The 16,201-nt window shown below is 61.3% G+C and carries 10 protein-coding genes; 5 read left to right on the forward strand and 5 right to left on the reverse strand.

Annotated features, from left to right (window positions below; genetic code table 11):
• Nucleotides 1-125: 125 nt before the first annotated feature.
• From PBDP_RS14340 to PBDP_RS14360, 5 genes are read left to right on the forward strand one after another with little or no spacing between them, the layout of a single operon-like run.
• Entirely contained in the window at nucleotides 126-3,608 is a 3,483-nt protein-coding gene (locus PBDP_RS14340) for a response regulator (protein ID WP_212802430.1), read from the forward strand.
• A complete protein-coding gene (locus tag PBDP_RS14345) occupies nucleotides 3,608-4,423 on the forward strand; it encodes a CheR family methyltransferase (RefSeq protein WP_109755391.1) in 816 nt (271 codons plus the stop codon). The genes PBDP_RS14340 and PBDP_RS14345 overlap by 1 nt, the downstream gene beginning before the upstream one ends.
• Nucleotides 4,420-5,007, forward strand: coding sequence for a chemotaxis protein CheB (locus PBDP_RS14350; protein ID WP_116832370.1), 588 nt, complete (start codon nucleotides 4,420-4,422; stop codon nucleotides 5,005-5,007). Before PBDP_RS14345 ends, PBDP_RS14350 begins: the two co-directional genes overlap by 4 nt.
• 5 nt (nucleotides 5,008-5,012) lie before the next feature.
• Nucleotides 5,013-6,293: a hybrid sensor histidine kinase/response regulator gene (locus PBDP_RS14355; protein WP_109755393.1), complete on the forward strand. Its 1,281-nt coding sequence runs from the start codon at nucleotides 5,013-5,015 to the stop codon at nucleotides 6,291-6,293.
• Nucleotides 6,286-6,663: a response regulator gene (locus tag PBDP_RS14360; protein WP_109755394.1), complete on the forward strand. Its 378-nt coding sequence runs from the start codon at nucleotides 6,286-6,288 to the stop codon at nucleotides 6,661-6,663. The genes PBDP_RS14355 and PBDP_RS14360 overlap by 8 nt, the downstream gene beginning before the upstream one ends.
• Before the next feature lie 204 nt (nucleotides 6,664-6,867).
• On the opposite strand, the gene PBDP_RS14365 is transcribed toward PBDP_RS14360, so the two are convergent.
• From PBDP_RS14365 to PBDP_RS14385, 5 genes are all read right to left on the reverse strand, one after another.
• Nucleotides 6,868-8,538 (reverse strand): response regulator, encoded by a 1,671-nt coding sequence (locus tag PBDP_RS14365; protein WP_109755395.1) that lies wholly within the window; start codon nucleotides 8,536-8,538, stop codon nucleotides 6,868-6,870.
• A complete protein-coding gene (locus tag PBDP_RS14370) occupies nucleotides 8,535-10,037 on the reverse strand; it encodes an ATPase domain-containing protein (protein WP_212802431.1) in 1,503 nt (500 codons plus the stop codon). The genes PBDP_RS14365 and PBDP_RS14370 overlap by 4 nt, the downstream gene beginning before the upstream one ends.
• 151 nt (nucleotides 10,038-10,188) lie before the next feature.
• Nucleotides 10,189-11,247, reverse strand: coding sequence for a tetratricopeptide repeat protein (locus tag PBDP_RS14375; RefSeq protein ID WP_109755397.1), 1,059 nt, complete (start codon nucleotides 11,245-11,247; stop codon nucleotides 10,189-10,191).
• A 347-nt stretch (nucleotides 11,248-11,594) separates the two neighbouring features.
• The gene (locus PBDP_RS14380) at nucleotides 11,595-13,016 is read right to left on the reverse strand and encodes an efflux transporter outer membrane subunit (protein WP_109755398.1); all 1,422 of its coding nucleotides are present in this window, start codon (nucleotides 13,014-13,016) and stop codon (nucleotides 11,595-11,597) included.
• Nucleotides 13,013-16,192 carry an efflux RND transporter permease subunit gene (locus PBDP_RS14385; protein WP_003202298.1) on the reverse strand — a complete coding sequence of 1,060 codons (3,180 nt, stop codon included), beginning with the start codon at nucleotides 16,190-16,192 and terminating at the stop codon, nucleotides 13,013-13,015. The genes PBDP_RS14380 and PBDP_RS14385 overlap by 4 nt, the downstream gene beginning before the upstream one ends.
• Nucleotides 16,193-16,201: the final 9 nt, after the last annotated feature.

Below are 16,201 nucleotides of genomic sequence, written 5' to 3' on the forward strand. Positions count from 1 at the left end.
TCGCTTCCTTGCTACAAGGCAGATCGTCGCGGGACTTGCGTCTTTGACTCGTCGGAAAGTGTGGATCCAACCGCCGTTTTTCGGGCAAACTCCACGGTTTTCAACTGTCCACCAAGGCCCATTCCATGACTCCTTCGTCTTCGGTCGACGAGAAAAGTTTTCGCAAACTCCTGAGCCGCAATATCAGCCTGCCATTGGCCATGGGCGCCCTCAGCGCGGTGTTTTTCATCATCCTGATCACGTACCTGCTGTCGGTGATCCAATGGGTCGGGCATACCGACAGGGTGATCAATAATGCCAACGAAGCGCTCAAACTGAGCGTGGACCTGGAAACCGGCATGCGTGGCTACCTCCTGAGCGGTGACGAACATTTCCTCGACCCCTACGAAGTGGCCAAGCCGCGGATCGCTGTCGCGCTGGACACTCTGTTGGAATTGACAGCCGACAACCCCGTCCAGACCGACCGCCTGCACAAGGTACAAGCCCTCCTGACGGAGTGGGCCAATTACGCCCAGAGCATGATCGACCTGCAACGCAGCAGCGGCGATTACCGGGGCGCGGTAAAGGCCGGGCGGGGCAAGCGCCTGACCGATGAAATTCGCAAGTCTTTCGAAGACATCGTCGAGACCGAGCAGCAACTGCGCGCGGCGCGCAACCAGGATGTACGCACCACCACGGTCTGGAGCATTGTCCTGTACCTGCTGTTCGTCGCCGCGGTCAGCGGGTTGCTGGCCTACGTCGGTCGCCGGGATCTGCTGAGCCTGTCCAATAGCTACAGTGCCAGCCTGAAAGTCCAGCAGCGCAGCGCCTTGCATTTGGAGAAACAGGCCTGGTTGCGCAATGGCCAGACGCTGCTGGCCGAGCAGGTCCTGGGGCAGTTGTCCCTGAACCTGTTGGGCCGCAATATCCTGCAGTTCTGCGCGAAGTACCTGGACGTCGCGGTCGCTGCGCTTTATGCGCGAGAAGAAAATGGTGTCCTCAAGCGCGTCGCCACCTACGGTCTGTCTCGGGAGGATGACGAACAGCAGCAGGTGATCGTCGACGGTGAAGGCATCGCTGGCCAGGCCGTGCAGCAGGGGCGCCTTATCCGCCTGGATGACGTACCGAATGACTATCTGAAAGTCAGCTCCGGGTTGGGGCGAGGCCTGCCCAACAGCGTACTGGTGGTGCCTACCAGTGACGATGACCGGATCAACGGTGTCATCGAGCTGGGCTTCCTGCGGCCATTGACCGAGCGCGACGTCGAGCTGCTGGAGCTGATTTCCGGCAATATCGGCACCTCGATCGAAGCGGCCCGTTATCGCCAGCGCTTGCAGGAAGTGCTGGCCGAAACCCAGCAGTTGAACGAAGAGCTGCAGGTCCAGCAGGAAGAACTCAAGACCGCCAACGAGGAACTGGAAGAACAGTCGCGCATCCTCAAGGAATCCCAGGCCCACCTGGAAACCCAGCAGCAGGAGCTGGAGCAGACCAACGAGCAATTGGCCGAGCAGCGCGACGCCATGGACCAGAAGAACAGCGAACTGAACCTGGCCCAGATCCAGTTGCAGGAGCGCGCCGAAGAGCTGCAGCGTTCGAGCAAGTACAAGTCCGAGTTCCTGGCCAACATGTCCCACGAGCTGCGCACGCCGCTCAACAGCTCGCTGATCCTGTCCAAGCTGCTGGCGGAAAACCCGCAGAAAAACCTCAGCGAGGAGCAGGTCAAGTTTGCCGAGTCGATCTACTCCGCTGGCAACGACCTGCTGAACCTGATCAACGATATTCTCGACATCTCCAAGGTCGAGGCCGGAAAGCTGGAAGTGCGCCCGGAAAACACCAGCGTGCAGCGTTTGGTGGATGGGTTGCGGGATATGTTCGAGCCGCTGGCGGCGGATAAGGGCCTGAGGTTCGAGGTCCAACTGCTACCCGATGCGCCGACGATGCTCTATACCGACCGCCAGCGCCTGGAGCAGGTGATCAAGAACCTGCTGTCCAATGCCGTGAAGTTCACCGAGCAAGGTTCCGTCTGCCTGTCCGTGGCCGGCCAACCAGGCTCGGGCATCGCGTTCATGGTGCGCGACTCGGGGATCGGCATCGCCGCCGATCAGCAGCAGAGCATCTTCGAAGCGTTCCGCCAGGCCGATGGCACGACCAATCGTCGTTACGGCGGCACCGGCCTGGGCTTGTCCATTTCCCGGGACCTGGCCGCGTTGCTGGGCGGCTCGATCTCCGTTTCCAGCGAACCGGGGCAGGGCAGTGTGTTTACGTTAGTAATGCCTGAACGTTATGTCGAGCCCGGGGACACACCGATAGAGCCGATGACGTTCACCCCGACGGCTGCCGCGCCAGCACCGGCTGCGCCAAAAGCCGCGCCGGCACCGCTGATCGCAGAGGTGGACACGCCGATTGCCCGATTTGCCGACGACCGCGACAAGGCACCGTTCGACACCCGCTGCATCCTGGTGATCGAAGATGAGCCCGGTTTCGCCCGGATCCTGTTCGACCTGGCCCACGAACTCGGCTATCAATGCCTGGTAGCTCACGGCGCCGATGAAGGTTTTGACCTGGCTTTGCAACTGGCCCCCGACGCGATCCTGCTGGACATGCGCCTGCCAGACCATTCCGGGCTGACGGTGTTGCAGCGGCTCAAGGAGCGGGCCGAAACCCGGCACATCCCGGTGCACGTGATTTCCGTCGAAGACCGCGTCGAAGCCGCCATGCACATGGGCGCCATTGGCTATGCCGTCAAGCCGACCACTCGCGAAGAGCTCAAGGATGTATTCGCCCGCCTGGAAGCCAAGCTGACCCAGAAGGTCAAGCGCGTGCTGCTGGTGGAGGACGATGACCTGCAACGCGACAGCATTACCCGCCTGATCGGCGACGATGACATCGAGATCACTGCCGTTGGCCTGGCCCAGCAAGCCCTGGACCTGCTACGGAGCAACGTCTACGACTGCATGATCATCGACCTCAAGTTGCCGGACATGCTCGGCAATGACCTGCTCAAGCGCATGTCCAGCGAAGACATCTGTTCCTTCCCACCGGTGATCGTCTACACCGGGCGCAACCTGACCCGCGACGAAGAAGCCGAACTGCGCAAGTATTCACGCTCGATCATCATCAAGGGCGCTCGTTCGCCAGAGCGCCTGCTGGACGAGGTGACACTCTTTTTGCACAAAGTCGAATCCCGGTTGTCCCATGAACGGCAGCGGATGCTCAAGACTGCCCGCAGCCGCGACAAGGTGTTTGAAGGCCGCAAAGTGCTGCTGGTGGATGACGATGTGCGCAACATCTTTGCCCTGACCAGCGCCCTGGAGGCGAAGGGGGCGATCGTTGTCATCGGCCGTAACGGCTTCGAGGCGATCGATCGCCTGAACGAATTCGACGACATCGACCTGGTGCTGATGGATGTAATGATGCCGGAGATGGACGGTTTCGAGGCCACCGCGCTGATCCGCAAGGACCCGCGCTGGCGCAAGCTGCCCATTATTGCCGTGACGGCCAAGGCCATGAAGGATGACCAGGAACGCTGCCTGGCGGCGGGTTCCAACGACTACCTGGCCAAACCGATCGATCTGGATCGTCTGTTTTCGCTGATTCGCGTGTGGTTGCCGAATATGGAAAGAATTTAGTGGAACGTGACTCTGACATTGAACTGCGTTTGTTGATCGAAGCGATCTACCTCAAGTACAGCTACGATTTTCGCGATTATTCCGGTGCCTCGGTCAAGCGCCGGGTCCACCACGCGCTGAACCAATTCGAGTGCAAGACCATTTCGGCATTGCAGGAGCGCGTACTGCACGATCCGGGAGCGTTCATGCAGTTGCTGCAACTGTTGACGATCCCCGTCAGCGAGATGTTTCGCGACCCTTCGCATTTCCTGGCCATTCGCGAGGAAGTCGTGCCGTTGCTCAGGACCTATCCTTCGATCAAGATCTGGATCGCCGGTTGCAGCACGGGGGAGGAGGTCTACTCCATGGCGATCCTGCTGCGCGAAGAAGGCCTGCTGGACCGCACATTCATCTATGCCACCGATATCAATCCGCGTTCGTTGGAGAAAGCCAAGCAGGGGATTTTTTCCCTGGAAAACGTGCGCACCTATACCCAGAACTACCAGAATGCCGGAGGGCGGCGCTCGTTTGCCGATTACTATACCGCCGCCTACGATTATGCGATGTTCGACAAAACCCTGTGCGAGAACGTGACCTTTGCCGATCACAGCCTGGCGACCGACAGTGTCTTCTCAGAGACTCAGTTAATTTCTTGTCGTAACGTATTGATATATTTCAATAAAAAGCTACAAGATCGTGCGTTTGGATTGTTTCATGAGTCCCTTTGTCACCGTGGTTTCCTGGTATTGGGCAGTAAGGAAACGCTGGATTTCTCGGCTTACGGCCATCGATTCGAGCCGTTGGTCAAACAGGAACGGATCTATCGCAAGTTATGAACCACACGAAGGACAGATCCAATTCGCCCATCGAGGCCATTGTCGTCGGTGCGTCGGCCGGCGGTGTCGAAGCGCTGCTCAGGGTGTTCGGACACCTGCGCAAAGGCTTTGGCGTGCCCATCATGGTGGTATTGCACTTGCCGGATGAGCGCAACAGCCAACTGGCCCATGTGTTCGGTCATCGTCTGGCGGTGCCGGTGGAGGAAGCCCGGGACAAGCAGGACATCGTGCCGGGAACCTTGTACGTCGCCACGCCCGGCTATCACTTGTCGGTCGAGGCCGACCGTAGCCTGTCGTTGAGCCTGGAGGAACCGGTACACCATTCACGGCCGTCCATCGATGTGTTGTTCGAGTCGGCCGCCGATGCCTACGGCCAGAAACTGCTCGCCGTGGTGCTGACCGGTGCCAACAACGATGGAGCCCTGGGCTTGGCGAGGGTCAAGGCGCTGGGCGGGATCACGGTGGTCCAGGACCCCGGCGAAGCCCAGGTCTCGACCATGCCCGAAGCGGCGCTGGCCCTGCACAAGCCCGACCATATCCTTACTTTACAGGGCATCGGCCAATTGCTGGCCGGGCTGGAATGAACCACATGCCAAGAGATATTCAAGCCAAACTGCTGATCGTCGACGATCTGCCTGAGAATCTGTTGGCCCTGGAAGCGTTGATCAGGGGAGGCGACCGCGAGGTCTTCAAGGCCCTGTCGGCGGACGAAGCGCTGTCCCTGTTGCTGCAACACGACTTTGCCCTGGCCATCATCGATGTGCAGATGCCGGAGATGAACGGTTTCGAACTGGCCGAGCTGATGCGCGGTACGGAGAAGACCCGCAGCATTCCCATCATCTTCGTCAGTGCCGCCGGCCGTGAGCGCAACTATGCCTTTACCGGTTATGAAAACGGTGCGGTGGACTTCCTGCACAAGCCACTGGACACCCAGGCGGTCAAGAGCAAGGTCAATGTGTTCGTCGAGCTGTATCGCCAACGAAAGGCCATGAAGGAGCAGGTCGTGGCCCTTGAGCAGAGTCGCCGCGAGCAGGAGGTCCTGTTGCAGCAACTGGAGGCTACTCGCGGTGAACTGGAGCAGGCGGTGCGCATGCGTGACGACTTCATGTCCATCGTCGCCCACGAGGTGCGCACGCCTCTCAATGGGCTCATTCTCGAGACACAGTTGCGCAAGATGCACTTGGCCCGGGACAACGCCGCGGCGTTTAGCCTGGACAAGGTGCGGGCGATGGTCGAACGCGACGAGCGGCAGATCAAGAGCCTGATCCGGCTGATCGAGGACATGCTGGACGTGTCGCGGATTCGCACCGGCAAGCTGTCGATCCGTCCGACTCGCTTCAACTTGACGGCGCTGGTGGAAAATCTGCTGCGCAATTTTCAGCCGCAGATCGCCATCGCCGAGTGCTCGTTGACCTGCATGGCCGAACCGTCGGTGGAGGGGCTCTGGGATGAGTTTCGCATCGAGCAGGTGGTCTCGAACCTGTTGACCAATGCCTTGCGCTACGGCGGCAAGAGCCCGATCGAAGTGCGTGTCTACAAGACGCCGGAGCATGCCTGCATCGAAGTCCAGGACCATGGCATCGGTATCAGCGAGGAAAACCAGAAGCGTATCTTCCAGCAATTCGAGCGCGTATCGTCCAAGGCGGCCGCTGCAGGCCTTGGGCTGGGGTTGTTCATTTCCGAGCAGATCGTCACGGCCCATGGCGGGACAATCACGGTCAACAGTCGGCTCAATGAAGGCGCGTTGTTTCGTGTTTGCCTGCCCTTGCAGAAAACTGTCTTGGACAAAACCGCCCAACAGACGCAACCTCTGAGAGACCCCAAGGTCGTATCAGCAGCTATTGATCGAACAAAGGCTTCTCATGAGTGAAGATGCGCAAGATGTTGTATTGATCGTCGAGGATGACCCGTCGATCCTGATGGTGTTGTCGGCCTATTTATCGGGCGAAGGGTATCGGGTGCTGCAGGCAGAAAACGGCGAGCAGGCGTTCGAGATCCTGGCGAGCAAGCCTCACCTGGACATGATGATTACCGACTTCCGCCTGCCGGGCGGTATCACCGGTGTGCAGATCGCTGAGCCGGCGGTCCGGTTGCGCCCCGACCTGAAAGTCATCTTCATCAGTGGCTACGCGCAGGAAGTGCGCGACACCGATAGCCCTATCACCCGCAAGGCGCCGATTCTGGACAAGCCGTTTGACCTGGATGAGCTGCAGCGCATCATGCAGTCGATGTTGTCGTAGGTAGGAAGAGGGGGAGATCCTGGCAGCAACCCCTGTGGCGAGGGAGCTTGCTCCCGCTGGGCTGCGCAGCAGCCCCAATGCCAGGCGAAGGGGGTGTGTCAGATTGTCTTGATCAGCTTGATTGGGGGCGCTTCGCACCCCAGCGGGAGCAAGCTCCCTCGCCACAGTGCTCAAAATGCCCCCAGGCGATGTCCTCCCATCGCCTCAAACCTGGATCATCTCCCGCACCTTGGCCGTCAACAAATCAAACGTGAACGGCTTGGTGATCATCTGCATTCCCGGGTCAAGGAAACCGCCGCGTACCGCTGCATGTTCGGCATAGCCGGTGATGAACAGCACCCGCAGGTCCGGGCGGATCTGCCGGCCGATTTCCGCCAGTTGCCGACCATTCATGCCGGGCAGGCCCACGTCGCTGATCAGCAGGTCGATACGTTGGCCTGACTGGAGGATCGGTACCGCGCCGTTGGCGTCAGCCGCTTCCACAAAGGCATAACCCAGCTCGCTCAATACCGCGCTGACCAGCACCCGCACCGCTGGATCATCCTCGACGATCAGCACGGTCTCACCGTCTTGTGCATACGGTGCGTGCTGGGTGGTGACCTGGGGTTCATGTATTTCTTCGCCGCGAAAACGCGGCAGATAAAGATTTACGATGGTGCCTTTGTCGACTTCGCTGTCGATGGTCACATGGCCACGCGACTGCTTGCTGAAGCCATAGATCATCGACAGGCCCAGCCCGGTGCCCTGGCCGATTGGCTTGGTGGTGAAGAACGGGTCGAAAGCGCGGCCGATGACGGCTTCGGGCATTCCGCAGCCACTGTCCTGTACGCTTAGCACCACATAGTCGCCGGGTTCCAGGTTGGTGTAGGCGTCAGTGAAGTCGGCGTCCAGGTGTCGGTTAGAGGTCCGCACCACCAGGTTCCCGCCGTTGGGCATGGCATCCCGGGCGTTGAGGACCAGGTTGAGCAGGGCACTTTCCAGTTGGTTGGGGTCGGCTTCGGCAATCCAGAGTTGTTCGTCCAACTGCATGTCCAGGTGGATGCTTTCGTTGAGGCTGCGTTGCAGCAGCTCGCCCATGGACAGCACCAGCGTGTTCATCTGGACGGCTTTGGAGTCCAGCGATTGTCGTCGGGAAAACGCCAGCAGGCGATGGGTCAGGCCGGCAGCGCGGTTGGCCGAGGTCACGCCCAGGTCGATCAGGCTGTCCAGGTCCTCGGTGCGGCCCCGGGCCAGGCGTCGACGCAGCAGTTCGAGGCTGCCGATGATCCCGGTGAGCATGTTGTTGAAGTCGTGGGCGATACCGCCGGTCAATTGGCCGACGGCCTCCATTTTCTGCGACTGACGCAGGGCTTCTTCGTTGTGGCGCAGTTGGGCGGTGCGCTCTTCCACCTGCTGCTCGAGGGTTTCGAGAGTGTTTTGCAGCCGCAGCTCACTGTTACTCAGGTCGATCAAGCGGTCGCGGGCTTCGTACTGCCTTCGGCGGCCGCGCAGGGCGGTGGTCACCAGGCTGATCAGGGTCACCGGGTGGAAAGGGCGCTCGAGGAAGGTGACGTTGCCCAATTGCGCACCGATACGTGCCGCCGGGTTCTGTTCCGGGCCGCCATGATGGGTCAGCAAGACAATGGGCAGGTCGGACCAGGCCGGCTGTTGCTCGATGTGCAGGGACAGCGTTTCCAGGTCGGGCCCGACCAAGGCTTCCGAGGAAATCACGAGCAGGCCGGCACCGTCTTCCAGTTCCTGGCACAAATGCCCCAGATGACGGCAGATGAGGCCTGCAAAACCGGCCTCGTTGAGGATCATCAAGGCGATCTGGCTGTCCCGTCCCAGTGGCGCGAGGATCAATGCCCGCTCCGACAGGGGCTCGCTCAAGGTCACTGGAGATCATCCTTGAGCAGCGGGTGATCCGCTCCCATGTAGGTCGGCACGCCACGCAATACGCCCTGGAATGCTTCCAGCGGTTCACCGATGGTCATGCCCTGGCCGCTGATGCGGTATTCGCGGATGGTGGACTCGTGGCTGCCGGTGCGTTTCTTGATGATGGAAATCGCGCGGCGAACCTTGCCCAGTGCTTCGAAATATCGCAACAGAATCACCGTGTCGGCCAGATAGGTAATGTCCACGGGCGCTTGCATGTCGCCTACCAGCCCGTGCTGGGCAACCGTCATGAAGGTCGCCGCACCCTTGCGGTTGAGATAGAGCAACAATTCATGCATGTGCAGCACCAGGGCGTTCTCTTCCGGCATGGCCGCCTGGTAGCCGTTGATGCTGTCGATGACCACGGTTTTGATGTCGCCCTCATCGACGCAACGGCGCACGCGGTGGGAGAACTCGCCCGGGGACAGCTCAGCGGCGTCCACTTGTTCGATCAGCAGGTTGCCGGTCTCCTGCAAGGCCCGCAGATCGATGCCGATGTTATTCATGCGCTCGAACAGCAAGCCCAGTTCTTCATCGAAGATGAACAGTGCCGCTTTCTCGCCGCGATGCACGGCGGCTGCGGCAAAAATCAGCGCAATCAGCGACTTGCCGGTCCCTGCCGGGCCCAGGATCAAGGTGCTGGAGCCGGTCTCGATACCGCCGCCGAGCAGCGCATCCATTTCGCCGATGCTGCTGGAGAGTTGCTGGCGCAGGTACCGGCCGCGGTGTTCGGCAGCCACCAGGCGCGGGAAGACGTGCAGGCCATCGCCCATGATGGTGAAGTCATGGTAGCCGCCGCGGTACTTCTGCCCGCGATACTTGACCACCCGGATCCGCCGCCGCTCGGCGCCATAGTTGGGGGTCAGTTCTTCCAGGCGAATCACGCCGTGGGCGACGCTGTGCACGGTTTTGTCGAGGGACTCGGTGGTCAGGTCGTCGAGCAGCAGGACCGTGGCGTCGTAGCGCACGAAGTAGTGCTTGATCGCCAGGATCTGGCGACGGTAACGCAGGGAGCTTTGCGCCAGCAGGCGGATCTCCGACAGGCTGTCGAGCACGACCCGGGTCGGCTTGACCCGTTCGACCACTTCGAAGATCTGCCGGGTCGCTTCGCCCAGCTCCAGGTCCGAGGAGTACAGCAGACTCTGCTGGTGTTCGGCATTGAGCAGGCTTTCGGGCGGGGTCAGCTCGAAAATATGAATATTGTCGTCCAGCGTCCACCCATGGGAGGTTGCGCCCTGACGCAGTTCACGCTCGGTTTCCGATAGCGTGATGTACAACGAGCGCTCGCCAGCCTTGGCGCCGGCCAACAGAAAATGCAGCGCGACCGTGGTCTTACCAGTCCCCGGTTCTCCCTCAAGCAGGAACACGTGGCCGCGGGACAAACCACCGGAAAGGACATCGTCCAGTCCTTCGATGCCGGTGGCGGCTTTTGCACTGATCAACTCGTTAGATGTAGACAAAAATAGCCCTCTCATGACTAGGGAAGTGGGCAGCAGGCGGGGTAGCGCCTGAAATTAACTGCCTGAACACTTGACCTTTGGCGGTGATGGCGGTTCCGCTTACATCTACAAAACGCGGTGTACTGCACAACTTTCAGCGTGCAACCAGGGCCTACAGACCCTGTTGCAACGCCGGGTCATCGGGGTTCAGCTGTTCAAGTTGCGCCAACAGGATCTGAACGTTCTGCAATTGACCGGTTTCCTTCCAATAGTTGATCAGCAACACCCGGGCCTTGCGGTCGGCGGGGTAGCGCTGGACGATTTCCTGCAGCTGTTTCTGCGCAGCTTCCACCTCCTGCTCGGCATGCAGGGTAGTCGCCAGGTCATAGCGGTAATGGCGGTTCTCGGGCTCCAGTTCCACGGCTTTCGCCAGGCCAAGCACCGCATATTCGCTCTGGCCGTGTTGCAGCAACCACATGCCCAGCGCATGTTGCAGATAAGCCGACGCTGGCTGGGTTTGCAACTGCCGGGCGAGCAATTGTCGTGCAGCTTCGCCCTGGCCCTGTTTGTCCAGCACTTCGATCTGCATGACCAGCGCCGGCAGGTTGTCCGGTTGCAGGCGCAGGGCCTGCTCAAGGGCCAGTTGGGCTTTCTTCAGTTCGGCGTTGTGCAGGTGCAGCCGGGCGAGTTGGTAGTGGGTCTCGGCGGTTTTCGGGCCGTCCTCGAGTACCTGTTCCCAGGTATCGATGGCGATCTGCATTGCACCGAAGTACAAGCCCAGATCATCCGGTGACAGGCCCAGCAGCGCGTTCACGGCGGCGAACCGGACGCTCTGGTCGTCATCATCCAGCAGCGAGCCGAGCAACAGGCTGCGCTGGCCCGTCGGCACCAGACCGACGATGCTGCCGATGGCTGCCTTGCGCACGTCCGGTGATTCGCTGTGCAGATCCGCGTCCGCCAGTTTCAAGGCCTGGGGGCTGGGGTAGTTGGGCAGTTCGGCGTGCAGCCACACGCGGCGCTTGGGCGAGAGGTCCGGGCGCCCCAGTTGCTGGTAGAGCATCCGCGCCGCCCCTGGCTGCCCGTTGCGGGCGTTTTCCAAGGCTTCACTGTAGCCACGCTTGATTGCTTCGGGGATTTGCGGGGTGGTGCTGCGTAGCCACACTGCGACAAGACCGATCACCAACAGGATACAGAGGCTGAGAAGCAGATAGCGGCGGCGAGGCGAGGGCATGCAGGAAATCCATTACCAGAAGCTTGAAATGTCGCAAGCTTCGGTCAGGTGGGGGCTTGAGTCAAACCTTGTGACGCATCTCGCTCCACCGGTGATTGTGGATGCAGATCTGTGACCCTCCCCAAAACCCATGTAGGAGCGAGCCTGCTCGCGACGGCGTCGGTATCTTCAACATCTATGCAAGCTGACCCACCGCTATCGCGAGCAGGCTCGCTCCCACAGGGGTTGTGCTGAATGCTGAATCTGTGGAGTCGCTGGCGAAAAAAAGCCCCGCGTCCGAATGAAAACGCGGGGCAAGGATTTGGTTGGTTGCGGCCAACCAAAGGAGCTCGGTTGAGCAGGGCGGATCAGTTGCTGGCAACGGTCTCCGGTTTCCAGCCGCCACCCAGGGCCTTGTAGATCGCGACGATGCCGCGGTACAGGTCCACTTCCGCCTGGGCCTGGGTGTCTTCGGCGGCCAGGCGTTCACGTTGGGCGTCGAGCAGCACGAGGAAGTCCACGGTGCCTTCGCGGTAGCGAATCTCGGCCAGGTCGGCGGCGGCACGGCTCGATTCGCTCTGACGGATCAGCGAGATCAGCCGTTGCTGGCGCTTGCCGTAGTCACTGAAGGCATTCTCCGATTCCTCCAGGGCCAGCAGCACTTGCTGTTCGTAGGTCGCCAGGGCACCGTCCGCCTCGGCGCTGGCACCGCGCAAGCGAGCCCGCACGCTGCCCAGGTCGAAGGCGGCCCAGGTAATGCTCGGGCCCAGCGCCCAGGCATTGGCGGCCGAGGAGCCGATCTGCGAGCCGCGTCCGGCGGTAAAGCCCAGGAAACCGCTCAGGCTGACCCGTGGGAACAGGTCAGCCTTGGCCACGCCGATGCGCGCCGTGGCAGCGGCCAGTTGGCGTTCGGCGCTGAGAATGTCCGGGCGCCGTTGCAGCAGCTCACCCGGGTCGCCGATGGGCAGGGCCTTGGCGATGGCTGGCAACTGTTTCGGGCTCAGGTCCACGCTCAATTTGTCCGGGCGCTCACCCAGCAAAGTGGCGATGCGATTGCGTTGGCGCACTTGTTCGGCCTGCAACTGCGGGACGCTGGCTTCCACCGAGGCCAGGCGGGCATCGGCGCGGACCACGTCGAGCTGGTCGCCGACGCCGGCATCACGCAGGCTTTCGGTGATCTTGCGCGAGTCCTGCTGGTTCTTCAGGTTCGCCAGGGCGATCTTTTCCCGCAGCTGGGCGCCGCGCAGTTGACCGTAGGCGTCCACCAGCTCGGCGATCATCGTCACCTGCAACTGATAGAGATCGGCTTCGGCGGCCTGCTGGTCGGCATCGGTGGCTTCCAGGTTGCGCTGGATGCGTCCGAACAAGTCCAGCTCCCAGGCCATGTCCAGGCCCAGGTCGTAACGCTCGGTATTGACCCGGTCGGTGGTCTGCCCCGGGACCTGGCCTTTGCCCAGGTTGCTGCTGGCGCGGCTGGTGATGGTGGGCATGGCGTCATTGCTGGCGTCATCGCGAATCGCCCGGGCTGCCCGCAGGCGGGCGAAGGCTACGCGCAACTCGCGGTTGCCTTCCAGGGAGCGAGTCACCAACGCGTTGAGCGTCGGGTCGTCGAATTGCTGCCACCAGATGCCTTCGAAACGGGCGCGGTCGAAATTCTTCTGGCCGGCGGCGCCGTCGGTGGCGGTGGTGATGTTCGCCGCCTCCGTTTGCGGGGCCTTGTAGTCCGGGCCCACGGCACAGGCACTCAGTGCCAATACCAGCAAGCTCGGCATGAACGCTTTCAAACTCATTGTTGCGCCTCCAGTTTCAAAGCCCGGGCCGCCTTGCGGGCCTCGCTGCGCTCGACGAAGTTGCGGATCAGTACATAGAACACGGGGGTGAGCAGCAGGCCGAAGAAGGTCACGCCGAGCATCCCGGAGAACACCGCCACACCCATGGCATGGCGCATTTCCGCACCCGCGCCGCTGGAGAACACCAGGGGCACCACGCCCATGATGAAGGCGAAGGAGGTCATCAGGATCGGCCGCAGACGCAGGCGGCACGCTTCGAGGACCGCCGCCAGCGGGTTCATGCCTTCGAGCTGTTTGTCCTTGGCGAACTCGACGATCAGGATCGCGTTCTTGCAGGCAAGCCCCACCAGTACGATCAAGCCGATCTGGGTAAAGATGTTGTTGTCGCCACCGGAGAGGATCACCCCGGTAATCGCTGACAGCAGGGTCATCGGTACGATCAGGATCACCGCCAATGGCAGGCTCCAGCTTTCGTACTGGGCCGCGAGCACCAGGAACGCCAGCAGTACGCAGAGCGGGAACACGAACAGCGCGGTGTTGCCCGAGAGGATCTGCTGGTAGGTCAGGTCGGTCCACTCGTACGTCATGCCGTTGGGCAATTCGTCCTTGAGCAGTTTCTCGATGGCTTTTTCAGCCTGGCCGGAGCTGTAGCCCGGGGCGGCGGCACCGTTGATTTCAGCGGTGATGAAGCCGTTGTAGTGCATCACGCGGTCCGGCCCCGAGGTGTCGCTGACCTTGATGAAGGTCGCCAGCGGGATCATCTCGCCACGGTTGTTGCGCACCTTGAGCTGGCCGATCTGGTCCGACTCGAGACGGAACTGCTGCTCGGCCTGGACGTTGACCTGGTAGGTGCGGCCGAAACGGTTGAAGTCGTTGGCATACAGCGAACCCAGGTAGATCTGCAGGGTGTCGAAGATGTCGCTGACGGCCACGCCGTGGGTCTTGGCTTTTTCACGGTCGATGGCAGCATCGACCTGGGGCACGTTCACGGTGTAGCTGGTGAACAACCCGGCCAGTTCCGGCACGCTGCGGCTCTTGGTGATGATGTTCATGGTTTCTTTGTACAGCTCGTCGTAGCCCAGGTTGCCTCGGTCTTCGATTTGCAGGCGGAAACCACCGATCGTACCCAGGCCCTGTACCGGCGGCGGTGGGAAGATCGCCATGTAGGCTTCCTGGATCCCGGCGTACTGGCCGTTCAAGGCTCCGGCGATGGCGCCGGCCGACATGCTCGGGTCCTTGCGCTCGTCGAAGGGCTTGAGGGTCACGAACACGATGCCGGCGTTCGGGCTGTTGGTGAAGCCGTTGATCGACAGGCCCGGGAAGGCCACGGCGCTTTCAACCCCCGGTTGCTTGAGGGCCAGGTCCGACATGCGTTTGATCACGTCTTCGGTACGGTCCAGGCTCGCGGCGTCCGGCAATTGGGCGAAGGCCACCAGGTATTGCTTGTCCTGGCCGGGCACGAAACCGGTCGGGGTGGTGGAGAAACCGAAGAAGGTCAACACCATCAGGCCCGCATAGAGCACCAGGGCGATGCCGCTGCTACGAATCACTCGGGCGACGGTGCCCACGTAACCGTGACTGGCACGCTCGAAGAAACGGTTGAACGGACGGAACAGCCAGCCACCGAAGAGCTTGTCCAAAAACTTCGAGAAACGGTCCTTGGGCGCGTCATGGCCTTTGAGCAACACGGCAGCCAAGGCTGGCGACAGGGTCAGGGAGTTGACCGCCGAAATCACTGTCGAGATGGCGATGGTCAGGGCGAACTGCTTATAAAACTGTCCGGTCAAGCCACTGATGAACGCCGCCGGAACGAACACCGCGCACAGCACCAGGGCGGTGGCGATGATCGGACCAGTCACTTCGCCCATGGCGCGCTTGGTCGCTTCCACTGGGGTGAGCCCCAGTTCGATGTTTCGCTCGACGTTCTCCACCACCACGATGGCGTCGTCCACCACGATACCGATCGCCAGTACCAGGCCGAACAATGAGAGGGCGTTCAGCGAGAAGCCGAACAGGTGCATCACCGCGAACGTACCGATCAGCGACACCGGTACAGCCACCAGCGGGATGATCGATGCACGCCAGGTCTGCAGGAACAGGATCACCACCAGCACCACGAGGATCAGCGCTTCGAACAGGGTGTGCACCACTGCCTCGATGGAGCCGCGGACGAAGATCGTCGGGTCATAGACAATGCTGTAGTCCATCCCGGCCGGGAAGCCCTTCTTCAACTCTTCCATTTTCTCGCGAACATCGTTGGAGATCTGGATGGCGTTGGAGCCTGGACGCTGGAAGATCGGGATCGCCACCGCCGGCTGGTTGTCCAGCAGCGAACGCAGAGCGTATTGGCTGGAGCCCAGTTCGACCCGGGCGATGTCTTTCAGGCGAGTGATCTCACCGTTGGCGCCGGAACGAATGATGATGTTCTCGAACTCCTCCTCATTCACAAGGCGCCCTTGGGTATTGATCGACAGCTGGAAAGCCTGGGCATTGGGCGCTGGCGGCGCACCCAGGGCGCCGGCAGCCACCTGGCGGTTCTGTTCGCGGATCGCGGTGACCACGTCGGTGGCGGTCAGGTTGCGCGAAGCGGTCTTGTTCGGATCCAGCCAGACCCGCAGGGAGTAGTCACCCATGCCGAACAGCTGCACATCACCCACGCCGCCCAGGCGCGCCAGCTCATCCTTGATGTTGAGCAGGGCGTAGTTGGACAGGTAGAGCATGTCGTAGCGTTTGTCCGGCGAGGTCAAGTGCACGACCATGGTCAGGTCGGGCGACGCCTTGTCCACCGTGATGCCGATCCGGGTCACTTCTTCTGGCAGCTTGGGCTCGGTCCGGGTGACGCGGTTCTGCACCTGCACCTGGGCGTTGTCCAGGTCGGTGCCCAGGGCGAAGGTGATGGTCAGGGTGATCTTGCCATCGGCGGTGGACTGCGAGGACATGTACAACATGTTCTCGACGCCGGTGATGGCTTGTTCCAAAGGAGCGGCCACGGTCTCGCCGATGACCTTGGGGTTGGCACCTGGGAAGTTTGCGCGCACGACCACGGTCGGCGGCACGACTTCCGGGTATTCGCTGATCGGCAATTGGAACAGCGAGATGGCGCCGGCGATCAGGATCAGCAGCGAAAGTACCGCTGCGAAGATCGGCCGCGAAATGAAGAACTGGGAAAATTTCATCTTGGATTC

Source organism: Pseudomonas sp. St290, assembly GCF_018325805.1.
Classification (GTDB): domain Bacteria; phylum Pseudomonadota; class Gammaproteobacteria; order Pseudomonadales; family Pseudomonadaceae; genus Aquipseudomonas; species Aquipseudomonas bijieensis.